Here is a 20,648-nt window from a genome sequence, read left to right as displayed (position 1 = left end):
CGCAACGTTGCGTCCAGTGCTACGTTCCGAACGGGACGCAACGTTGCGTCCACTTTCACCGCCGCTTTCGCACCCGCCCTGAGGAGCACCCGCATGCCCTCGACCACCGCCCGCGCCGCCGTGGCGCTCGCGTTCTGGGTCACCATGGCCGGCACCACCGTGCCGACCCCGCTCTACCCCCTCTACCAGGAGTCCCTGGGCTTCGACCCGCTCACCGTCACCGTGGTCTTCGCCGTCTACGCCTTCGGCGTGCTCGTCGGACTGCTCACCCTCGGCAGCCTCTCCGACCGGCTCGGCCGGCGACCCGTGATGGCCGCCGCCCTGCTGCTCGCGGCCGGCGCCGCCGCACTCTTCGAGGACGCCGACTCGCTGACCGTCATCCTCACCGCCCGGGTGCTCTCCGGCCTCGGCGCCGCCCTCATCACCGGCAGCGCCACCGCCGCACTGATCGAACTCGCCCCGCCCGAGCGCCGGTTGCGCGCCCAGACGCTCGCCCTCGCCGCCAACATGGGCGGCCTCGCCGGCGGCACCCTGCTCGCCGGGATCATCGCCGAGTGGAGCGACTCCCCGCTCCACCTCCCGTGGACGGTCATGCTCTGCCTCAGCGCCGTCGCCCTGCTCGGCCTGCTCCTGGTGCCCGAGACCGTCACCGACCGCACCCCCGCCCGGGGCCTGTCCGCCCTCCGGATCCAGCGGCTGCGCATCCCCGCCGCCGTCCGCCCCGCCTTCCTGCGCGCCGCCCTGGCCGGCGGCTCCGGCTTCGCCGTCCTCGGGGTGCTCACCGCCGTCAGCGGGATCTTCCTCGGCACCGTGCTGGAGATCCACGACCAGGCGCTCACCGGCCTGGTGGTCTTCCTCGCCTTCGCCTGCACCGCCGTCGGGCAACTGCTCGTCCGCGTCCTGCCGCCGGCCCGCGCCCTGCCCGCCGCCTGCGCCGGCCTGGTGGTCGCCGCCGGGCTGGTCGCCACCGCCCTCGCCACCTCCACCCTGGCACCGCTGCTGCTCGGGGCCTGCATCAACGGGCTCGCCACCGGCACCGCCGTCGGCACCGGGCTCTCCACCGTCAACTCCCCCGCCGTCCACGCCGGACAGCGCGGTGAGACGGTCTCCACCTTCTTCGCGATCCTCTACGCGATGCTCTCCGTCCCGGTCGTCGGCGTCGGCGTCGCCATCCAGCACGCCGGACTGCGCACCGCCGGCCTGGCCTTCAGCGGGCTCGTCGCCCTGCTCGCCGCCGGCGTCGCCGCCACCCTGCTGCGCCGCACCCCCGCGCCGGCACCCGCCACGGCCGACCGGAACGGCCCCGAGGGGGCATGAGAGGATGACTGCCGTCGACCCCGAGGGCCCGGTCGACCCGACCGGCGACCCGGCCGCGGGACACCCCGCCGACCCGCCGGACCAGGACCGACCGGCGCCGGCCCCGCCGGCACCGGCCCCCGCGACACCCGAGCCGCCCAGGCCCGGACCACCCCGGGGCCCCACCGCCCCGACCACCGGGGCCCGCACCGTCGAAGCCCCCCGCCGCACGGAAGGAACCGAGCACCATCGCCCCGCAGCAGCGCCCCGCCGGCTCCCCGCGCCGCAGTGAGGCGGCCCGCCTGGCCGTCCTCAACGCCGCCGACGACCTGCTGGTCGAGCACGGCTTCGAGGGCCTGACCATCGAGGGCATCGCCGCCGCCGCCGGGGTCGCCAAGCAGACCATCTACCGGTGGTGGAAGTCCAAGGTCGACATCCTCTTCGACAACCTCGTCCTGGACGCCGAGAGCGGCCTCGCCTGGCCGGACGAGCCCACCGGCCCGGACGCCCTCCGCGGGTACGTGCACCGCCACGCCGCCTTCCTCGGCGAGGCCCCCGCCGGCCGCGTCCTCCAGGCCCTGATCGGCCACGCCCAGCTCGACGCCCGCACCGCCGAACTCCTGCACACCGGCTTCCTCGACGGGCTCCGCACCCGCGACACCCGACTGGCCGCCGACTGCCTCGGCACCGGCCCCGACGCAGCCGCCGTCCTCCTCGACGCCCTCATGGCCCCGCTCTACCACCGCGCGCTCGTCCTGCGCCGCCCGCTCGACCGGGCCTTCGTCGACACCCTGCTCGACCGGCACCTCGCGGACTGACGCACCGTCGGATCTGCTCAGGTCCAAGCCCTTTAGCCGTGCCGCCCCGCTGCGGCACCGCCTCCCTTGCCGCCTTGTCGCGGCCCCCTTCACCGTGCGTGCCCGCCGGTCCGTGGTTCGTCCGGACGGCGGCCGCCGCCAGACCAGGAGGACCCGTCGTGTTCCGACGCCCCCGCCCCACCCACGACGTCACCGTCACCGCCGTCGCCCCGCTCACCTCCGCCCTCGTCCGGCTCACCCTCGGCGGCCCGACCCTGGACCGCCTGGAGATCCAGCACCCCACCCAGTGGGTCAAGTTGGCGATACCCGACGGCACCAAGCGGGCCTACACCGTCCGCCACCACCGGCCCGGACAGCAGGAGGTCGACCTCGACGTCGTCCTGCACGGCAACGGTCCCGCCGCCCGCTGGGCCGCCACCGCCCGCCCCGGCGACCCCGCCCAGCTGATCGGTCCGCGCGGCAGCCTCCGCCCGCTCGACGACGGCCGCCCACTACTGCTGGCCGCCGACGAGAGCGCCCTGCCGGCCGCCCTCACCGTCCTGGAGGCGCTGCCGCCGGGCATCCCCGTGACCGCCTGGTTCGAGATCGCCGACCCTGCCGACACCCTCCCCCTCCCGCCCGGCCGCAGCGCCGTCTGGCTCCCGCGCACGACCGCGGAGCCGCGGACGGCCCCGACGGCCCGGACGCCGGCGTCCGGCCGGCCCAAGGCGGCACTGCTCGTCGAGGCCCTCCGCGCCGCCGAACTGCCGCCCGGCCCGGCCTGGTTGGCCGGCGAGGCCGGCGCCGTCACCACGATCCGCCGCCATCTGCTCGACGACCGCGGCTTCGCCCGCGAGGACGTCCAGGCCAAGGGCTACTGGAAGCTCGGCGAGGCCGACCACAAGGGCTGACCCGGAAATGACGAACCGCGGGGCCGCGTGCCGATCTACCCTCGGCGCATGTGTATCCGCAGCACGACCTCGCGCCGGCACTTCGTCTGCCCGCCCTGCCGGGCCTCGTACAAGCGGCACGCGGCACCGGACGGGCGCGCGGTGTGCCCGCGCTGCACCGGTCCGCTGATCGACGCCGGGCAGGACCTGGCCGTCCCCAAGCGGCAGGACGCCGCCGGATGGCGGGCGCTCACGGCGGTGCTCAACGCCGGGGTGACGTTCCACTCGGGCTGCTGCGACGGCCCAGGCTGGCGGCCCCGCACCCCGCGGGAGGTGCGCGAGCGGCTGGCGGCGGCCCACCGGGCCGGCGTCCCCGTCACCGAGGCGCTGACCACCGAGGACGTGGCCGGACTCAGCGCCCCGGAACGGGCACGGGCGCGAGGCCGGTACAGCCCCGCAGGCCGTCGCGCCGCTTGAGCGCCGCCTCGGCGGTCGCCCCGGTGACCGGCATCGGCACACCCCTGCCGTCGATGGTGGCCGGGGTGAACGCCTCCCCGATCACCTTTCCGTCCCCCGTCACGGTCAGGGTGGCCACCCCGGTCTCGTTGGAGAACGCGTAGTTGGAGGTCCCGTACCAGAGGAAGTTGCCGTAGCCGTAGCCGACGTAGGTGCCGTCGAGCATGCCGGAACCCAGCATGGTGTGCGCGTGCGTGCCGACCACGGCGGTCGCACCGGCCTTGGCCAGCTTCTTGGCGATGCCGGTCTGCGCGGCGGTCGGACACGCCTTGCCCTCGTCGCCCCAGTGCAGGTAGACGAGCACCACCGGCGCCTGCCGCTTCGCCTCCTCCACCGCCTTCACCAGGGCCGCGGTGTCCAGCGCCGACGCGATGCCCGGCTTGCTCGCCCCCGCCCGCCACTTCTGGTTGGTCAGGTCCTCGACCTGGCTCGCGGCGACGACCGCGACCTTCACCCCGCGCACCGTGCTCACGTACGGGGCGAACGCCTCCTTGGCGGTGCGCCCGAAGCCGACCACCGGGATCGGCGAGGACTCCTTGGCCGCCAGCGTGTCGGCCAGGCCGTCCGCGCCGTAGTCGACGGCGTGGTTGTTGGCGAGCGACACCACGTCCACGCCCGACTCCTGGAGCGCGGTGAGCGCCTTGCGGGAGGTCCGGAAGGTGTACAGCTTCGGCTCGGGCTTGCCGCGCTCGGTGATCGCGGTCTCCAGGTTGAGCACCGAGAGGTCCGCGTCGGCGAGCGCCTGCGAGAGCGGTCCGAGCGCCTTCTCCGTACCGTCGACCGACAGCCGCGGCTCGGTCCGGCCCTCGAAGTGCACGTCCCCCGCGAAGGCCACCGTGATGCTGCCGTCCGGCCGGGGCGCGGTCGTCCCCGCGGTGGGCGACGCCGTCCCGCTCGCGCTCCCGTCCGCCGCGGGCCGGGCCGCCTCCGCGGACGCCGGCTTCGGGTCGTCCGGACCGCACGCAGCCACCGGCAGCAGCCCGATCAGCAGCGCGACGGCGGCCGCGGCACGGCGCATGGAGTCCCCCCGGTGTTCGGTTCACGAGCGCCGGTCAGCCTACGCCACTCCCCCGCGCCCCCTCCCCGCCGCCTCCACACCCACCGCTTCCGGGAGCGGCTCCGCGGCCCCGGCCGAACGGATGAGGACGGGACGGCCGAGGTCGGGACGTGCCTGGGACGCGTCGGCCCTGATGACGGGGTGGGCCCGGGTGGACGGAGTGGCCCGAACGGCCCACGCGGGGACGACAGGTCCGCATCGGCGCGACCGCCCGGGACGAGGAGCAGGGCCCGGTCCGTCGGCCGGTCGCCCCCGGAGCTACCGGGGGGCGGGCGTCAGACCCAGGGGTCGTCCCCGGTCGCCACGGTCCACGGGTCGTCGCGGACGACGACGGTCCACGGGTCGTCCTGCCCGATCACGGTCCACTGGTCGTCGGCCTGCCCGGTCACCGTCCACCGGTCGTCGGCGGCGACGACCGCCGGGGCGGCCGGAGCGGCCGTGGCCGGGCCGCCGAGCGTCGCGACGGCCGCCGCGGCGAGCAGGGCCGATCCTGCGAGTACGCGCATGCGCATGTGAGTCCCCCATGTCCCCGAGCCCGCTTGTCGGGCCTCGGTCAGATGTGATGCTGCCACCCCGCCCGTCCCACCGACAACGCCCGCCCCACCGGCCCCGTCCGGATCCGGCCATCCTGCGCCGTACGCCATGCTGGGCGGATGGACCACGACGCCGACGCCGACTTCACCCCCGCCGAGCGCGCCCGCGGCCGGGCGCTGCGCCGCGAGCAGGTGCCCTGGCTGCTGGCCGGCCGGGTGGCGGGGCTGGCGCTGCTGCTGGTGCTCGGGCTGACGCCGGCCGGGGCCGGGCTGGTGGCGGCGGTGGGCGGCTGGTTCGGCGGGTCGTGGGCGGCCGAGGTGCTGGCGGGTGCGGCGGCGCTGGTGGTGCTGGGTCAGCTGCTGCAACTGCCGTTCGGCGCCCGGGTGCGGGCGGTGCGGGCCCGGTACGGACTGGTGACCCAGGGCTGGGGCGGCTGGGCGGTGGACGGGCTGCGCGGGCTGGCGCTGACCCTCGGCCTGATGCTGCCGCTCGCCCTCGGCCTGTTCGCGCTGACCGGCCGCTCGCCGGAGCGCTGGTGGCTGCCGGCGGCGGGCGCGGCGGCGCTGCTCACGGCGGCCCTGTCGTTCCTGCACCCGCTGGTCGTGGAGCCGGTGTTCAACCGCTTCTCGCCGATGCCCCCCGGCCCGCTGCGGGAGTCCCTGCTGGAGCTGGCCGCGCGGGACGGCATCCGGGTCCGGGACGTACTGGTCGCGGACGCCTCGCGGCGGACGACCGCACTCAACGCGTACGTCTCCGGGCTGGGCGCGACCCGCCGGGTGGTGGTGTACGACACCCTGCTGTCGACCGCCGATCCGCGCGAGGTGGAGCTGGTGGTGGCACACGAGCTGGGGCACGTGAAGCACCGGGACGTACCGACCGGGACGCTGCTGGGCGCACTGGGTGCGGCCGTGGTGGTCGCCGTACTGGGCCTGCTGAGCACCTGGACCCCGCTGCTGGAGGCGGCCGGGGTGCCGGACGCGGGCGATCCCGGGGCGCTGCCGCTGCTGGCGGCGTGCGCGGCGGTACTGGGGGCGGCGTCGGGGCCGGTGCAGTGCGCGGTGAGCCGCCGGATCGAGACGCGGGCCGACCGCCACGCGCTCGAACTCACCCGGGACGCCGACCGGTTCGTGGCGATGCAGCGGCGGCTGGCGGTGGCCAACGTGTCCGACGTGGATCCGCCGCGCGCGCTGGAGCTGCTGTTCGCCACGCACCCGAGCGCGGTGCGCCGGATCGCGGCGGCCCGCGCCTGGCGGGCGTCGGCGGGCAGGGAGCAGACGCCCGAGTCACTGTAGGGAGAGGGGGCGCCGCGGGAGCCCCGGTGCCCCTCGCGCCGGTCCGGCGGTGCCGCGCCGCCGGACCGGCCGAGGCCGTTGCGCAAGGCAACGGGTTCAGGAATCAGGATCCAGGATCCCGGATCCACCCGAGGAGGCAGGTGCCGCCGTGGCAGGCCGTGAGTCGTCGATCGACACCATCCAGCGCGAGCTGACCGCCTTCGCCCGCCGGGCCCGGCACAAGGCGTCCCAGCTGCACCCGGACCTCTCGCTGGTCACGTACAGCATCCTGGACCTGATCAACGAGCGCGGCGGCTGCCGGGCCGCCGACGTCGCCTCGTACTTCATGCTCGACAAGTCCACGGTCAGCCGGCAGGTGGCCGCCCTGGAGAGGCTCGGACTGCTGCGCCGCGAGACCGACCCGGACGACCAGCGCGGGCAGATCCTGCGGGCCACCGACGCGGGGCTCACCCTGCTGCGGGAGGCGCACGAGCAGCGCCGGCTCTCGTTCTCGGCCCGCTTCACCGACTGGTCCGACGAGGACCTGTCCCGCTTCGCCGGCTATCTGGCCCGGTACGGCGCCGAGGACTAGCCAGGTGTACTGACCACGAGCGTTGTCGAAGGCGACCGCGGGATGCGGTGCGACGGGACGGTCACCGCCGGGCCCGCGACGGGGGCTCGGCCTGCTGGTAGAGCGTCACCAGCAGACCGTGCACCGGCTCGCCCTCCGGGTCCTCCTCCGTCTCGTCGACCAGGGCGTCCAGCACCTCGGCCAGCCGTGCCGCCTTCGCCGGGCTGAGCCGGAGGTGGCGCAGCCTCAGCAGGTGGTCGCCGGGGGAGCGGTCCAGCTCCTGGGCGACGGCGCCGAGCAGCGCTGCGGTGCCCTCGGCCTGCGGCTCGGCCACGTGGAGGCGCTCGGCGGTCCGCCGGTAGTACTTCTCGGTGCCGCCGCGGACCTGCCGCGTTCCCGCCTGCCGGACCAGCCCCGCCTCGCACAGCACCCCGAGGTGGTGGGAGACGCTGCCCTTGTTCACTCCCAGCTGCGCGGCCAGCCGACTGATCGTCGACGGCCGCCGGCTCAGGGCGAAGAGCAGGCGCTGGCGCAGCGGATGGGCGAGGGCGGCGTGCTGCTGGGGCGTGTCGACCTGCTGGACGTCGGCATCCGGTTGATGGCTCACCCAATCAAGTGTTAAGAGCATTTGACGCTTTGGCAAGCCGCTGGTTCACTCCCTGCCCATGACCACCATCACCTCGTCACCCGCGCTCCCGGACACCGCCGCCGTCGTCGACTCGATCGCCGACCTGGTCGCCGAGAACTACGTCTTCCCCGATGTCGCCGGGCAGTTGGCGGACCTGCTCCGGCGCCGGAGCGCAGCGGGCGCCTACCCGGCCGGAACCGCCGAGGAGTTGGCGGAGGCGGTCACCGTCGATCTGCGGTCCGTCAACGGCGACCTGCACCTGGGCCTCAAGTACCACGCCGAGCCGGTACCGCCGGAGCAGGGCGCGGCGACCCTCGCCGCGATGCGGCGGAAGTTCGACGACTCCCTGCACGGCACACCGCGCGTGGAACTCCTCGGTGACGGCGTCGCGGTACTGGAGATCGCGCCCGCGGTGTTCCCGCTGTCCTGGGCGGCGGAGCAGCTGACCGCGGCGCTCTCGCTGGTGGCGCCCGCCCGCGCCCTCGTCCTGGATCTGCGCCGCAACCTCGGCGGCGACCCGGACACCGTGGCCTTCATCTGCGGCTACCTCCTCGACGGCCGCACCCACCTCAACACCATGGTCTCCCGGCAGGGGGAGGTGGCCGAGCAGTCCTGGACGCCCCCGTTCGTACCGGGGGCCCGCTTCGGCGGCAGCAAGCCGCTCTACGTGCTCACGAGCGCGCAGACCTTCTCCGGGGGTGAGGAGCTCGCCTACGACCTGCAGCAGCTCGGGCGCGCCCAGGTCGTCGGGGAGGCCACCCGCGGCGGCGCGCACCCGCGCGAGGGCTGGACGGTGCACCCGCACCTGGAACTCACCGTACCGATCGCCCGCGGGGTCAACCCCGTCTCGGGCACCAACTGGGAGGGCACCGGCGTCCAGCCCGACGTGCCGTGCGAGGCCGGGGAGGCGCTCGACCGCGCGCTGGCGCTGGCCTCGGCGCGGCTGGCGGAGGACCGGGCCTGACACAGCCGCCCCGCGCCCGGCCGGTGTCCGACGGGTTCCGTCGCGCACGGGCCGGGCCACGGGGTGCGCCCCGCCGCTGCCCGGTGTACAGAGGAGACGTGCCCCTGCGGCAGTACCCCGCACCCGAATCCCGCCGGCCCTGGCGGCCCGACCGCCGCGCGCTGACGGCGATCGCGCTCGCCCTGATCGTCGCGATCACCGTCGTCGACGTCCTGGCCCCGCCGCAGATCCACCTCGGACCGCTGCTGGTCGTCGCACCCGCGCTGGCCGCCTCCTTCTCGGGCACCCGCGCCACCACCGTGGTCGCCGTGCTGGCCGTGGCCGCGCAGGTGGTCATCGCGGCGTCCAGGGACGGGTTCTTCGACCCCAACCACGAGACCCAGATCGGCGCGCTCGTCCTGATCTCCACCCTCATCGTCGGCCTGCGCGCGCTGCGCGACCGGTACGAGCGCCGGCTCGCCCAGGTCCGCACGGTCTCGGAGGCGGCCCAGCGGGTCCTGCTGCGCCCGCTGCCGGAGCGGATCGGCCCGCTGCACCTGTCCTCGGTGTACCTGGCGGCGGAGGCGGAGGCCCAGGTCGGCGGCGACCTGTACGCGGCGGCCCGTACCGCCACCGGCACCCGGCTGCTGGTCGGCGACGTCCGCGGCAAGGGCCTCGCCTCGCTCGGGGAAGCCGCCCTGCTGCTCGGGGCCTTCCGCGCCGCCGCCCACCTGCACGCCACCCTCCCCGGCCTCGCCGCCTACCTGGACGGCAGCGTCTGCTGGGACCTCTCCCAGCCGAGGAACCCGCCGAGCGGCAGCGGCCCGAGCGGTGGCGCGGGCGGCGGGGGCGGGGGCGGGGGCGGCGCCGGGGGCGGTGGGGACGGGGACGGCGCCGGGGGCGGTGGGGACGGGGACGGCCTGGACGAGGCGCCGGGCGAGTCCTTCATCACCGCGGTCGTGCTGGACATCCCCGACGACGGCTCGGTCGTCCGGCTGATCGACTGCGGCCACCCGCCGCCCCTGCTGCTGCCCGCCGACGACGGCCGCGCCGTCTCGGCCCTGGTCTCGCAGCACCCGGCGCCGCCGCTCGGCCTCGGCGAACTGGCCCCGGGCGGCTACCGGGTGGAGGTCTTCCCGTTCGTCCCCGGCGACCGCCTGCTGATCTACACCGACGGCGTGATCGAGGCCCGCAACGGCAACCGCAGCTTCTACCCGCTCACCGAGCGGATCGCCGGCTGGCGCGCCGAGCCCCGCGGCGCCCTCCTGCCGCACCTGCGCCGCGACCTGCTGGCGCACGTCGGCGGCCGGCTGGACGACGACGCGGCGATGGTGCTGGTAGAGCGCCTGCCGGACTGACCCGCCCCCGGCCCGCGGGGTTCGGTGCGGCGGGGGTTCGGTGCGGCGGGGGTTCGGTGCGGCGGCGTCAGGGGGTGTACGGCAGCTGCGGAACCTCGAAGCAGGTGTCGGTCATCGACTCCACCTGGGTGACCCACCCGCCGCGGCCTCCCCCGGCGGCGTCCTCCCAGCGGGCGGCGTTCAGGCAGGCCCGGGTCGGCCCGCTCGGCGCCGGCTCCGGGACGAAGGACGCGGGCAGGATCAGCCCGTGCGCGTCGTACGGCTCGGGGCGGTTCAGGAAGCGCTCGACGCAGGCCCTGGTCGGTTCCGCCCCGCAGGAGTCGAGGGCGTCGGTGAGCCATTGGGCCCCGGCCCAGCCCTCCAGTTCCCAGGCGGAGAGCAGCGGTTCGCGGTCCGGGTACCACTGCGCCATCGCGGTCCGGAACTCGCGGACCGCCGGGTACCGGTCCGCGTCCTCGTAGTTGAGGGTGGCCGAGGTCGCCCAGAGGCTGCTGCGGCAGACGGGTGAGGTCTGGTAGTCGCGGCCGACGCCGGCGGACCAGTTCTGCACGTTGGTGACCTTGGCCGCGAGCCGCACCCCGGCCTCGTCCAGGGCCCGGCAGAGCGCGGCGTTGCCCCGGGTGTCCATCGCGTCGAAGAGCAGCTGGGAGCCGTCGGCCCGGACGGCGGCGGCCACCGCCTGGAAGTTCGGCAGGGCGAAGTCGACGGTCTGCACCAGCACCCGGTACCCCTCGGCCTCCAGCCCGGCGCGCAGCTGGTCGGCGTAGCGGGCCGAGTCGGCCTGGTTGTACGCGACCACGGCGGCACTCCGCGCACCCAGCCGCTCCTTGAAGAACCGGAACACCTCCGTGGACTGGTAGAGGGTGCCGTTCCAGCCGACCGCGTGCCCGTCGCGCGGAGCACTGCTGCCGTGGATCGCGTACAGGTGCGGCCAGCGATCGTACGCGGTGCCGATCGGCTGGCCGCCGACGTCCGGCACACCCCGCCCGCTGACGAAGGGGGCGCCCGCGTAGTCCAGCGAACTGCCCGAGACCAGGGCGAACACCTGGTCGCGGTCGATCAGCCGGTGTACGCAGTCCTGGTTGCCGATGCCGCTTCCGCCGTCGTCGCAGGTGACGACCTTGACGGTGCGCCCGTGCAGGCCGCCGCGCTCGTTGAGGGAGCGGAAGAAGGCCAGCGCGCCGTACCGCGGCCCGCTGAACACCTCGCTGCCGACCGGGCTGGTCAGCGAGGTGACCATGCCGATACGGATCTCCGTGGCGGTGACCCCGGTGTCGGTGGCACCGCCGTTCGCCGCGCTTCCGGTGGTCCCGGTCGCCGGAGCCGTGGTGACCGGTGCGGTGAAGGCGCTGTCCGGCAGGCGGGTGCCGCAGGCCGTGGCCGCCACCGCCGTCAGCAGGAGTGCTGCGACGGCGGCGGCGGCCCGGACGGCGCTCCGGAGCGGCCTCGGCTGCACGGGGTCGGAGGGGGTCAGCTGCACCCGGGCAGCGGGCTGGGGCTGGTACCGGCGCTGGCACCGGCCTGTGTCACCAGGCCGCAGAGGGTGGAGCGGGAGACCTTCCAGACGCCGTTGTCGAGAACAGCCTGCCCGGTGGCGGCCGGTTCGACCACGGTGCCCTGGAGGGTGAGCTCGTAGGTGACGGTCGCCTCGGTCGCCGAGGTGAACGCCACGTCGGTCACGTTCGCCTGCACCTGGCTCACCCGCGGGTCCTGGCCGAAGCCCTGCAGCACCGGCACCAGCTGGTCACCGTTCTGCAGGAGACGGGCCTTGTCGGCGAGGGAGGTCTCCGGGGAGAAGAAGTCCTCCCAGTTCCCGGTGACCTCCGCTTCCGCCACCGTGAGGTCGGCCGGGGCCGTCCCCGTCGGCGAGGCGGTGGAGGTCGCACCCGGCGAGCCGGTGCCGGTCGGCGAACCGGTGGCCGTCGCGGTCGGCGACGGGGAGGACGAGGAGCCCGAGCCGTTGTCGTCGCCGCAGCCGGCCAGTGTGCCGAGCAGCACGACCGCGAGCAGCACGCTCACGGACCACCGGACCGGGCCTCCGCGCCTGCGGGCGCCGCTCTGCGTCACGTGCATGGTGTCCCTCTTGTTCGTGTCTGGTGCGTTCGTGGCTGGTGCGTTCGTGGCTGGTGCGTTCGTGGCTGGTGCGTTCGCGTCGGGTGCGTTCGTGGCCGGCGCGTTCGTGTTCGTGTTCGGGATGCCGTCGGGTGCCGATGCTGGAAATGTCGCAAGTGACACCATCAAGGCGGATCCATGGACGAATCGCAATCCGGGGAGGAAGTCCGGCACACCGCCGCCGGCGGCGCGGTCCGGCTGCTCAGGGCTGCCCGCGAATGGCTGGGCTGGATCGTCGTGGCGGCCGGGGCGGCCCTCTGCGTCCTGGGCTGGTACGGCATCTCGGGTGAACACCGCATCGAACAGCAGCTGCCCCTCCTCGCCTCGGCCACCGTCCCCGGCGCCGCGCTGATCGTGTCCGGAACCGTCCTGGTCGCCCTCCGCCCCTTCGGCCCCGGCCCCGGCCCCGGCCGCGGCCCGTCCGGTGCCGACGGCGCCACGGACCGGCGGGTCGAGCAGTTGTACGCGCTGCTGGTCGAACCCGAGTCCGGGCCCGGATCCGGACCTGCACCCGTACCCGCAGATGCACCCGAGCCAGGAACGTCGCCGCAGCCCGAACGTTCGTGGACGCATGAAGCTGCGCGGGCGGAGGACCCGGCGCCGCAGGAGGATCCGGCACACACGGACGAACGGTCGCGGGTGGACGATCCGGCGCACGCGGACGGCGGTGCCGACGGTACCGCTGCCCCGGCCGCGGCTCCCCCCGCCACGAACAGCCCGCTGTCCGTCCCCGGGGGCACCTTCTACCACCGCCCCGACTGCCCGCTGATCGCCGGCAAGGACCTCGCCGCACCGGTCGACCCGCAGGCCGTACGGAACCGCGGGCTCACGCCGTGCCGGCTCTGCGACCCCGCGCCGCCGCCGACCCCGGACGCCCCGAAGGCCCCGGACGACCCCGCGACGGCGGAGGCCGAGGCCCGCAGGCCCCCGGAGGCCCCGGACGCCCCAAGCCACCCGCAGCCTCCGGACCCCCCGGAGGTCGCCGGATGACGCCCGGGGCCGGGCCGGTCGGCGGACCGTCCGGTGCGTTCCCGCTCGCCTCCGCCGGCGGCGAGCTCGACCTGACCGTCGACCTGGCGCTCGCCGGGCTCACCGTCGGCGGGGCCGCGGCGCTCAGCGGCATCGGGTTGGTGGTCTGCCACCGGGCCACCGGGGTGCTGAACCTCGCCCAGGGCGCCCAGGCCATGATCATCGCCTACCTGCTGCGCGAACTCGTGGTGGTCCGCCATTGGCCCGTCTGGCCCGCCGTCGCCTGCTGCCTGCTGCTCGTCGCCCCCGCCCTCGGGGTGCTGCTGGACGTCCTCGTCCACCGCCCGCTCCAGCGACGCGGTGCCGGACCGGCCGAGACGCTGGTCGCCGGGATCGGCGTGTTCGTCCTGCTGATCGGCACCGCCGTCCTGGTCTGGGGCCCCGCCCCGCTGGCCGGCGCCCCCTCCCCGTTCGGCGGCACCCCGATCGGCCTCCCGGGCGGCCACAGCGTGCGGCCCGACACCGTGGCGCAGCTCGCCGCGATCGTGCTGCTGTGCGCCGCCGTCACCGCGACCACCCGCTGCACGCGGTTCGGACTGCGGTTGCGCGCGGTGGTCGACGACCGCCGGCTCGCCGCACTCGGCGGGGTGAACGCCGACCGGGTCTCCGCCGCCGGCTGGGCGTTCGGCTCGTTCACCGCCGGCCTGGTCGGCATCGCCCTCGCCCCCTACCTGCTGCTCGACCCGTACGGACTCCCGCTGCTGGTGATGGAGACGATGGCCGTCGCCGTGGCCGCCCGCCTGCGCTCGCTGCCCGTCGCGGTGGCCACCGGTCTCGGGCTCGGCATCCTGCAGAGCGAACTGACCCGGCTGCGCCCGTCCGGCCGACTGCTCCCCCTCGTCCAGGCCGTCCAGGCCAACCTCTTCGTGATCGCCCTGCTGGTCGCCGCCCTGGTGGCCGGCACCCGGCTCGCCGACGACGGCCGCGCCCCGCTCCCCGCCCGGCCCTCCGGCGGCGGACGAGTGGGGCCGGTCGTCTGCGCGGTACTGCTCCTGCTGCCGCTCGGCTTCCGCGGCGACGACCTGCGGGGAGCGCTGGCGGTGCCCGCGCTCGCCCTGGTGCTGCTGTCGGTCGTGGTGGTGACCGGTTACGGCGGGCAGATCTCCCTCGGCCAGGCCGGATATGCCGGGCTGGGCGCGCTCGGCACCGGACTGCTGATGTCCGGACGCGTCCCCGGCCTTCCCGCCCTGCCCGCCGTACCGGCCCTGCTGCTCGCCGTCCTCGCCACCGCCCCGCTCGGCCTGCTCACCGGCCGCCCCGCCATCCGCCGCCGCGGCCTGGCGCTCGCCCTGGTCACCCTCGCCGTCGGCACGGCACTGAGCCGCTTCGTCTTCCAGCAGCCGTACGCCACCACCGGGCTCACCCTGGACCGCCCCGCCCTGCTCGCCGCCGACCGCGCCTTCTACCTGGTCGAACTGCTCCTGCTCGGCGCCGGCCTGCTGCTCGTCCACCGCCTCCACCGGGGACGACTCGGCCGGGCCCTGACCGCGATGCGCGACCACGAGCCGGGCGCGGTAGCCGCGGGTGTCGACGTGCCCGGGCTCAAACTGTTCGCCTTCATGGCCGGCGCCGCCCTGGCCGCACTCGGCGGCGGACTGCTCGGCCTCGGCGGACGGGCCTTCGACGCGGCCACCTTCGACCCGGTCCAGGGGCTGGTGTGGTTCGCCGCGGTGGTCGTGGTCGGCGCGGACAGCGCCGTCGGCGCACTCCTGGCCGCCGCGCTGCTGGTCGGCCTGGACACGGGCACCGTCACCGGCGTCTCGGCGGTCGCCGTCGGCCTGCTGGCAGCCGCCGTCGGCCGACTCCCCGGCGGCCTCGCCGCCCACCTCCGCCCCCGCCGCACGGCACGGCCGGAGTGTCCGGAGGCCGGCGTCGGGCCGGGTGGTGCCGGCGTACGGCTGACGGCCGCCGGACGACGGGCCCGCGCCCGGATCCACGCGGCCCGGCAGGCGCGGGGAACGGGGGTGGGAGCGGGAGCGGGAGCGGGCGCGGGCGCGGGCGCGGAACGCACGACGGGGCGAAGCACGTGAACCGCGACGGGGGCGCGGTGCGGGTGTGCCTGTGGGGGGTGGCCGGATGGGTTGCCCGTGTGGGGTGACCGGGTGCGGTGACCGGGGCGGTGGTTGCGGCCGAGGCTGGAGGCAGCGGGACGGAAGGAGGCGGACGGTGACGGGTACCCGGCTCACCGCGCGTGGTGTGGTGCGGCGGTACGGCGGCATCACCGCCGTCGCCGGGGTCGACCTGACCGCGCCCGCCGGTCGGATCACCGCCCTGATCGGGCCGAACGGCGCCGGGAAAAGCACCCTCTTCGACTGCCTGGCCGGCACCGCCCGCCCGGACGCCGGACGCGTCCTGCTCGCCCGCCGGGACATCACGCGGACCCCCGCACACGCCCGGGTACGCCTCGGGCTGGCCCGGACCTTCCAGCAGATCGCGGTCTTCCCCACCCTCACCGTCGCCGACAACGTCCGGGTCGGGGCCGAACAGGGCGGCCGGGGCCCTCGTCCACGCCGCGGCTCTGACGCCCGCGGGGCGGAGGAGGCCACGGCGCAGGCCCTGGCGACCGTCGGCCTGGGCGCGGTCGCCGAACGCTCGGCGGGCGACCTGCCGACAGGGGTGCTCCGGCTGGTCGAACTGGCCCGCGCACTGGCGGGCCGACCGCAGGTGCTGATGCTCGACGAACCGGCCGCCGGCCTCGACACCGCCCAGACGGCCCGGCTCGCCGCCGTCCTGCGCGGGCTGGCGGACGGCGGGATGGCGCTGCTGCTGGTGGAGCACGACCCGGACCTGGTGGCCGAACTCGCGGACACCGTGTACGCCATGGCCGGAGGCCGGGTGGTGGCGCGCGGCCCGGCGGCGGAGGTGCTGGCGGGCGGCGCGGGGTGGCGCCGGACGGATGGCGGATGACGGCGAACAGAGGACGGAGGACGGAGGACGGATGTCGACCGACAGACCACAGACGGCAGATGGCAGATGGCAACGGACAGACAGCGGATCACCGATGGCAGATGACAGACACCGGATGACGGCTGACAGATTTCAGACTTCCACCGCGCGATATCGGACTCCCGACGACGGACGACAGACGACCACCTCCGCCCGCCGCGCCCCCCAGCCCGCGGGCCACCGATGAGCGCCGAGGCCCGCCTCCGCGACGTGCGGGTCCGCTACGGACCGCTCGAAGCCCTCCACGGCGTGGACCTCGCGTTCCCCGCCGGGGCGGTGACGCTCCTCCTCGGCCGCAACGGTGCGGGTCGGACCACCGTGCTGCACGCACTCGCCGGACTCGTACCGCTCGCCTCGGGGCAGGTGTTCCGACGCGGACGGGACATCACCGCGCTCCGTCCGCACCGGCGGGCCCGTGACGGGCTCGCCCTCGTCCCCGCCGAGCGGGCGGTCTTCCCGTCACTCACCGTCGCCGAGCACCTGGACCTGGCCGCCGAGCCCCGCGACGCCACCGCCGTACGCGCCGAAGTCATCGCCGTGTTCCCCGAGTTGGCGGAGTTGCTCGCCCGCCGCACCGGCACGCTCTCCGGCGGCCAGCAGCAGCTCGTCGCGCTCGCCCGGGCGCTGGCCGCCCGCCCGGGACTGCTGCTGCTGGACGAGCCGGACCGGGGGCTGGCACCGGACGTCGCCGCCCGCCTGCACGCCCACCTGCTGGGGTCGGCGGCCACCGAGGGCCGGACGGCGGTGGTGGCGGCGCAGCGCCTGCCCCGAACGCTCGCGCCGGCCGCCGCCGTTCACGTGCTGCACCGCGGGGAGGTGGTGTTCTCCGGCGAGCCCGCCGAGACGCCCGAACCGTTCGGCCCACAGCAGTGAGGCCGCGCTGCACCGACCGCGCGCGTGCCCGACATCGACCGCCGGACTGCCCGACCGACCAGCACCGACCGCCCGACCGCCCAGTCACTGCGCCAGGTAGCCGCCGTCCACCGGCAGCACCGCGCCGGTGATGAAGGACGCCTCGTCGGAGGCCAGGAACAGCACCGCCGCGGCCACCTCCGCCGGGGCACCCAGTCGGCCCATGGGGTGCAGGCGCTCGATCGCCTCCAGGTATTCGGGGCCGCCGGGTTCGTCGCGCAGGCGGTGGACCCGCTCGGTACTGATGGTGCCGGGCGCGACGGCGTTGACCCGGATGCCGCGGTCGGCCCATTCCACGGCGAGGTGCTTGGTGAGTCCGGAGGCGACGAACTTGGCGGGCCCGTACACCGCCTGGCCGCGCTGGCCGGCCTCGCCGGAGATCGAGGAGACACAGACGATCGCTCCGCCCGCTCCGCGCCCGGGGCCGTCCCCGCTCATCTCCTCCACCGCGTACTTGCAGGTCAGGAACATGCCGCGGCCGTCGACGGCCATCACCTGGTCCCAGTCCTCGGCCTCGGCGTCGGTGATCTCCATCAGCGGGATGACGCCCGCGTTGGCCACCAGGACGTCGATCCGACCGTGCCGTTCCACGGCCGCCCGGACCATCCGGCGGGCGTCCTCCGCCAGCGAGACGTCGCCGACGACCGTCGTCACCGCCTCCGGCAGTGCCTCGGCGAGCCGGCTGAGGCCCTCCGCGTCGATGTCCGTGGCGACCACCAGGGCGCCCTCGTGGGCGAAGCGTTCGGCCACGGCCCGGCCGATCCCGCTCGCCGCGCCGGTGACCACGCAGGACTTGCCCGCCAACCGCCCATGAGCCGGTGAGGAGTTCATGGCTCCGACTCTAGCGAGGCAACGTCAGATCGCACCGCACGACGCACAGTTGGCGCCACGACTCCGCGCCGCGGACCCGCCCCGGTCGGCGCGTGCGGACGGCGGTACCCCCGCCCCCGCCGTCCGCGCGCCCCCCTGCCGACCCCGATCCCGGCCGGACCCGTCCCCCGCGCCGCCACCTGCCCAGGCCCGACGCCCGGACCGCGACCCCACACCAGCACCAGCACCAGCACTGTCGGCACCGCAGACCGTCACGCTCAACCGACCGAAAGGACGAGCTTCCCCCGCACGTGCCCGGCCTCGCTGTCGCGCTGCGCCCGGGCCGCGTCCGCCAGCGGGTAGATCCGGTGCAGCGGCAGCACCAGCCCGCCCGATTCGAAGAGCGCCACGGCCGCCTGCTGCGCGGTGCGCTGGTGGTCGACGGCCTCCCCGCCGCCGGTGAACCGGACGCCGTGGGTCTCGGCGCTGTGCGGGTCGGTGATGGTGACGACCCGCTCGGCCGCACCGGTCAGTTCGACCGAGAGCGGGAGGACGTCACCGCGGCCGGCGGCGTCCAGTGCCCGGTCGACCCCGTTCGGGGCGACGGCCCGCACGCGCTCGGCGAGTCCCTCGCCGTACGTGACGGGGATCGCGCCGAGTTCGCGCAGGTAGTCGTGGTTGGCCTCGCTCGCGGTGCCGATCACCCGGATCCCGCGGGAGCGGGCGAACTGGAGCAGCAGGGTGCCGACCCCGCCGGCCGCGCCGTGCACCAGCAGGGTGGCGCCGGTGCCGTCGAGTTCGCCGTCGGGGGCGAGGCCGAGCAGGTCGAGGACGCGCCAGGCGGTCTCGGCGGCCACCGGCAGGGCGGCGGCCTGCTCCCAGCTCATCCCCGCGGGCTTGCGGGTCAGCCGGTCGGCGGCCAGCAGGGCGTGCTCGGCGTAGCCGCCGAAGTACGCCGTCGGGCCGAACACCTCGTCGCCGACGGCCACTCCGGTGACGCCCTCGCCGAGCGCCTCGACGACACCGGCCGCCTCGCTGCCGGGCACGTTCGGGAAGGTCACGGGGTAGATCGCCTCCAGCACGCCGCTGCGCACCTTGGAGTCCAGCGGGTTGACGCCGGCGGCGCGGACGGCGATCCGCACCTGGCCGGGGCCGGGCTGGGGCAGTTCGACCTCGATGGGGCGCAGGACGTCCGCGGTGCCGTACTCGTGGTGACCGATGGCCTTGGTCATGATTCTCACGATCCTTCTGTCCGGGATGGATTGACGCCCCGATCGACGCCCCGACGGGTGCTGCGGCCGGTCGTCCGGCCCGCTCCGTCGGCGTGGCGCCGTCGGGCTGACGTCATCCAGCCTGCCGGGTGGTCGACCCCGGTTCGGCCGGTCGTTCGGACGGGCCCACCTGTCCGAACGGCCAGGCGGTGACGGCGGGGCCGCGATTAGGCTGGAACCCATGGACATCCAGGGGGAGAACGGCACGCAGGAGGCAGTCCGGTCGGCCGGCGGGGGCTGGGCCGATCCGGCGGCGGTACTGGCGCGGGCCGTGGAGGTGCTGGGCGCGCCGCGGGCCCGAAGCATGGTCACCATCTCGCGGGTGCTCGCCGATCTCGTCCCGCACACGGCGGTGGCCCAGTTGAGCCGGGTCTGCACATACTCCCCGGTGAGCGCGGTGGGCGCGCCGGAGGTGGCGGGACGGATCACCAGCCGCGAACTCGCGGACCTCGCCGACCTGGTGGAGCCCGGTCGGCCGTGGCAGGGCGAGGCGGTGCTCGCCGGGCGGGAGCGCCCGGTGCTGGCGGTGGCGTCCAGGCCGGCCAACAGCAACGGTTCGCTGCTGGTCCTGGTCCGCGGCTCCGACGCGCCGCTGGGCGAGGACGTCCCGGCGGTGCTGCAGCAGCTGTGGGAGGTGGTGACCACGCACAACCACCACCGTGCGACGGACGCCGCCCCGGTGCAGACCGCCGCGTCCCGCGCCTCGGCGGGTGTGCGGGCCAAGGCGATCGCCGAACTGTCCGGGGAGCACGCCTCGGCGCTGTCCACGATCCTCGCCACCCTGCGTTCGGCCCGGCTGGACGATGCCGCGGCCCGCCGGGGCGCCACCGAGCTGGCGGTCGGCGCGCTGCTGGAGCTGCGCGCGTACGCCGATCTGGACCGGGAGTTGAGCGAGGAGCCGGCCGACGCCTCGTTCGCCCGGCTCGGCGAGGAGCTGCGCCCGCTGCTGCGGCACAGTCCGGTACGGCTGGAGCTGGTGCCGCCGGCCACCGCGCCGGGGGGCCGGACGCTGCCCGCCGACATCGCGCTGACCGCGCGGGCGGCCGTCCGGTCGACCGTGCTGACGCTGCTTGAGCAGGGGGAGCCGGGCCGGCTGCACGTGAGTTGGCAGCTCACCGGGGACGCGCTGCGCGCGGTGGTGCGCGACGACGGCCCCGGGCTGCTGACGGTCGAGGCGCTGGCCGTCCACGGCACCGCGGAGCGGGTGCAGGTGCTGGGCGGACGGCTCGCGGTGGACGCGGTGCCGGGCTGGGGCACCACGGTGACGGTGGAACTTCCGCTGACCGCACCGGCGGTGGCCGCGGCGGACGGGCCGCTGGACGGGCTGCACCCGCGCGAGCTGGAGGTACTGGACCAGCTGGCTCAGGGCCGCCGCAACCGCGACATCGCGCAGGCCCTGCACATCAGCGAGTCCACGGTGAAGTTCCACGTCGCCAACATCCTGGCGAAGCTCGGAGTCGGCTCGCGCGGCGAGGCCGCCGCCCTGGCCCACCGCGCCGGCCTGCCCTCGACGACGACGCTCCACGCGGTGTCCTGACCCGCACGGCAACTGCTCGCCCGGACCGGACACGCAGCGGCGGCAGCACACCGGAAGCCGGTCACACAGCGACAGCGGCCCCGGTCGAACCGTCCGGGGCCGTCCGTCCGTGTACTCGAACGGCGGCCCGTCGTCCCGTGGCGGGCGGCCCCGCGGCCGCGCTACCGGAG

General features: G+C 75.7%; 20 protein-coding genes. 13 read left to right on the top strand and 7 right to left on the bottom strand.

The annotated features are described in order from the left end of the window. The first annotated feature begins 93 nt into the window (after positions 1 to 93). From ACWGB8_RS08275 to ACWGB8_RS08260, 4 genes are all read left to right on the top strand, one after another. Positions 94 to 1,317 carry an MFS transporter gene (locus ACWGB8_RS08275; RefSeq protein WP_452211449.1) on the top strand — a complete coding sequence of 408 codons (1,224 nt, stop codon included), beginning with the start codon at positions 94 to 96 and terminating at the stop codon, positions 1,315 to 1,317. 8 nt (positions 1,318 to 1,325) lie between these two features. Further along, positions 1,326 to 2,114: a TetR/AcrR family transcriptional regulator gene (locus tag ACWGB8_RS08270; protein WP_452211519.1), complete on the top strand. Its 789-nt coding sequence runs from the start codon at positions 1,326 to 1,328 to the stop codon at positions 2,112 to 2,114. A 158-nt stretch (positions 2,115 to 2,272) separates the two neighbouring features. Then, positions 2,273 to 3,004 (top strand): siderophore-interacting protein, encoded by a 732-nt coding sequence (locus tag ACWGB8_RS08265; protein WP_452211447.1) that lies wholly within the window; start codon positions 2,273 to 2,275, stop codon positions 3,002 to 3,004. Positions 3,005 to 3,052: 48 nt separating this feature from the next. After that, the gene (locus tag ACWGB8_RS08260; RefSeq protein WP_452211446.1) at positions 3,053 to 3,460 is read left to right on the top strand and encodes a hypothetical protein; all 408 of its coding nucleotides are present in this window, start codon (positions 3,053 to 3,055) and stop codon (positions 3,458 to 3,460) included. Here the strand turns inward: ACWGB8_RS08260 and ACWGB8_RS08255 are convergent. Continuing rightward, positions 3,396 to 4,517: a CapA family protein gene (locus tag ACWGB8_RS08255; protein WP_452211444.1), complete on the bottom strand. Its 1,122-nt coding sequence runs from the start codon at positions 4,515 to 4,517 to the stop codon at positions 3,396 to 3,398. The genes ACWGB8_RS08260 and ACWGB8_RS08255 overlap by 65 nt on opposite strands. Positions 4,518 to 4,831: 314 nt before the next feature. Beyond that, positions 4,832 to 5,062 (bottom strand): hypothetical protein, encoded by a 231-nt coding sequence (locus ACWGB8_RS08250; RefSeq protein WP_452211442.1) that lies wholly within the window; start codon positions 5,060 to 5,062, stop codon positions 4,832 to 4,834. A gap of 147 nt (positions 5,063 to 5,209) precedes the next feature. On the opposite strand from ACWGB8_RS08250, the gene ACWGB8_RS08245 reads away from it, so the two are divergent. Then, positions 5,210 to 6,382: a M48 family metalloprotease gene (locus ACWGB8_RS08245; RefSeq protein WP_452211440.1), complete on the top strand. Its 1,173-nt coding sequence runs from the start codon at positions 5,210 to 5,212 to the stop codon at positions 6,380 to 6,382. Between the two features lie 148 nt (positions 6,383 to 6,530). After that, entirely contained in the window at positions 6,531 to 6,953 is a 423-nt protein-coding gene (locus ACWGB8_RS08240; protein WP_452211438.1) for a MarR family winged helix-turn-helix transcriptional regulator, read from the top strand. 61 nt (positions 6,954 to 7,014) lie between these two features. Here ACWGB8_RS08240 and ACWGB8_RS08235 read toward each other — a convergent pair whose 3' ends face one another. Next, on the bottom strand, positions 7,015 to 7,539 hold the full coding sequence (locus ACWGB8_RS08235; RefSeq protein WP_452211436.1) for an ArsR/SmtB family transcription factor: 525 nt from the start codon (positions 7,537 to 7,539) through the stop codon (positions 7,015 to 7,017). 58 nt (positions 7,540 to 7,597) lie between these two features. Here ACWGB8_RS08235 and ACWGB8_RS08230 point away from each other — a divergent pair, with 58 nt between their 5' ends. Together ACWGB8_RS08230 and ACWGB8_RS08225 are read left to right on the top strand one after the other, a co-directional pair. Further along, complete coding sequence (locus ACWGB8_RS08230; RefSeq protein WP_452211434.1) at positions 7,598 to 8,524, top strand: S41 family peptidase; 927 nt, start codon at positions 7,598 to 7,600, stop codon at positions 8,522 to 8,524. Positions 8,525 to 8,622: 98 nt separating this feature from the next. Then, on the top strand, positions 8,623 to 9,861 hold the full coding sequence (locus ACWGB8_RS08225) for a PP2C family protein-serine/threonine phosphatase (RefSeq protein ID WP_452211432.1): 1,239 nt from the start codon (positions 8,623 to 8,625) through the stop codon (positions 9,859 to 9,861). Positions 9,862 to 9,928: 67 nt separating this feature from the next. Here the strand turns inward: ACWGB8_RS08225 and ACWGB8_RS08220 are convergent, their stop codons facing one another. Both ACWGB8_RS08220 and ACWGB8_RS08215 read right to left on the bottom strand, forming a co-directional pair. Continuing rightward, complete coding sequence (locus tag ACWGB8_RS08220; protein ID WP_452211517.1) at positions 9,929 to 11,335, bottom strand: ABC transporter substrate-binding protein; 1,407 nt, start codon at positions 11,333 to 11,335, stop codon at positions 9,929 to 9,931. Continuing rightward, complete coding sequence (locus ACWGB8_RS08215; protein ID WP_452211430.1) at positions 11,332 to 11,934, bottom strand: hypothetical protein; 603 nt, start codon at positions 11,932 to 11,934, stop codon at positions 11,332 to 11,334. The genes ACWGB8_RS08220 and ACWGB8_RS08215 overlap by 4 nt, the downstream gene beginning before the upstream one ends. Positions 11,935 to 12,111: 177 nt before the next feature. On the opposite strand from ACWGB8_RS08215, the gene ACWGB8_RS08210 reads away from it, so the two are divergent. The 4 genes from ACWGB8_RS08210 to ACWGB8_RS08195 all read left to right on the top strand — a co-directional run bounded on the left by ACWGB8_RS08210 (position 12,112) and on the right by ACWGB8_RS08195 (position 16,821). Then, complete coding sequence (locus tag ACWGB8_RS08210; RefSeq protein ID WP_452211428.1) at positions 12,112 to 12,963, top strand: hypothetical protein; 852 nt, start codon at positions 12,112 to 12,114, stop codon at positions 12,961 to 12,963. After that, entirely contained in the window at positions 12,960 to 15,032 is a 2,073-nt protein-coding gene (locus ACWGB8_RS08205) for an ABC transporter permease subunit (RefSeq protein ID WP_452211426.1), read from the top strand. Before ACWGB8_RS08210 ends, ACWGB8_RS08205 begins: the two co-directional genes overlap by 4 nt. Before the next feature lie 136 nt (positions 15,033 to 15,168). Beyond that, positions 15,169 to 15,909: an ABC transporter ATP-binding protein gene (locus ACWGB8_RS08200; RefSeq protein ID WP_452211424.1), complete on the top strand. Its 741-nt coding sequence runs from the start codon at positions 15,169 to 15,171 to the stop codon at positions 15,907 to 15,909. A gap of 222 nt (positions 15,910 to 16,131) precedes the next feature. After that, positions 16,132 to 16,821 carry an ATP-binding cassette domain-containing protein gene (locus tag ACWGB8_RS08195; protein ID WP_452211422.1) on the top strand — a complete coding sequence of 230 codons (690 nt, stop codon included), beginning with the start codon at positions 16,132 to 16,134 and terminating at the stop codon, positions 16,819 to 16,821. Between the two features lie 84 nt (positions 16,822 to 16,905). Here ACWGB8_RS08195 and ACWGB8_RS08190 read toward each other — a convergent pair whose 3' ends face one another. Together ACWGB8_RS08190 and ACWGB8_RS08185 are read right to left on the bottom strand one after the other, a co-directional pair. Further along, on the bottom strand, positions 16,906 to 17,691 hold the full coding sequence (locus ACWGB8_RS08190) for an SDR family NAD(P)-dependent oxidoreductase (RefSeq protein ID WP_452211421.1): 786 nt from the start codon (positions 17,689 to 17,691) through the stop codon (positions 16,906 to 16,908). 257 nt (positions 17,692 to 17,948) lie between these two features. After that, on the bottom strand, positions 17,949 to 18,902 hold the full coding sequence (locus ACWGB8_RS08185) for an NADP-dependent oxidoreductase (RefSeq protein WP_452211420.1): 954 nt from the start codon (positions 18,900 to 18,902) through the stop codon (positions 17,949 to 17,951). A gap of 220 nt (positions 18,903 to 19,122) precedes the next feature. Here ACWGB8_RS08185 and ACWGB8_RS08180 point away from each other — a divergent pair, with 220 nt between their 5' ends. Then, on the top strand, positions 19,123 to 20,478 hold the full coding sequence (locus ACWGB8_RS08180) for a LuxR C-terminal-related transcriptional regulator (protein ID WP_452211419.1): 1,356 nt from the start codon (positions 19,123 to 19,125) through the stop codon (positions 20,476 to 20,478). Positions 20,479 to 20,648: the final 170 nt, after the last annotated feature.

It is taken from the genome of Kitasatospora sp. NPDC054939 (assembly GCF_053610105.1).
Note: the sequence above shows the minus strand (reverse complement) of the source record. Positions and strands in the feature narration are given on the sequence as shown.

Excerpts from the sequence above, each read along its gene's own strand:
- ACWGB8_RS08255 (WP_452211444.1), bottom strand. The coding sequence starts at position 4,517 with ATGCGCCGTGCCGCGGCCGCCGTCGCGCTGCTGATCGGGCTGCTGCCG.
- ACWGB8_RS08245 (WP_452211440.1), top strand. The coding sequence starts at position 5,210 with ATGGACCACGACGCCGACGCCGACTTCACCCCCGCCGAGCGCGCCCGC.
- ACWGB8_RS08230 (WP_452211434.1), top strand. The coding sequence starts at position 7,598 with ATGACCACCATCACCTCGTCACCCGCGCTCCCGGACACCGCCGCCGTC.
- ACWGB8_RS08260 (WP_452211446.1), top strand. The coding sequence starts at position 3,053 with ATGTGTATCCGCAGCACGACCTCGCGCCGGCACTTCGTCTGCCCGCCC.
- ACWGB8_RS08210 (WP_452211428.1), top strand. The coding sequence starts at position 12,112 with ATGGACGAATCGCAATCCGGGGAGGAAGTCCGGCACACCGCCGCCGGC.
- ACWGB8_RS08215 (WP_452211430.1), bottom strand. The coding sequence starts at position 11,934 with ATGCACGTGACGCAGAGCGGCGCCCGCAGGCGCGGAGGCCCGGTCCGG.
- ACWGB8_RS08275 (WP_452211449.1), top strand. The coding sequence starts at position 94 with ATGCCCTCGACCACCGCCCGCGCCGCCGTGGCGCTCGCGTTCTGGGTC.
- ACWGB8_RS08180 (WP_452211419.1), top strand. The coding sequence starts at position 19,123 with ATGGACATCCAGGGGGAGAACGGCACGCAGGAGGCAGTCCGGTCGGCC.
- ACWGB8_RS08195 (WP_452211422.1), top strand. The coding sequence starts at position 16,132 with ATGAGCGCCGAGGCCCGCCTCCGCGACGTGCGGGTCCGCTACGGACCG.
- ACWGB8_RS08250 (WP_452211442.1), bottom strand. The coding sequence starts at position 5,062 with ATGCGCGTACTCGCAGGATCGGCCCTGCTCGCCGCGGCGGCCGTCGCG.
- ACWGB8_RS08205 (WP_452211426.1), top strand. The coding sequence starts at position 12,960 with ATGACGCCCGGGGCCGGGCCGGTCGGCGGACCGTCCGGTGCGTTCCCG.
- ACWGB8_RS08185 (WP_452211420.1), bottom strand. The coding sequence starts at position 18,902 with ATGACCAAGGCCATCGGTCACCACGAGTACGGCACCGCGGACGTCCTG.
- ACWGB8_RS08190 (WP_452211421.1), bottom strand. The coding sequence starts at position 17,691 with ATGAACTCCTCACCGGCTCATGGGCGGTTGGCGGGCAAGTCCTGCGTG.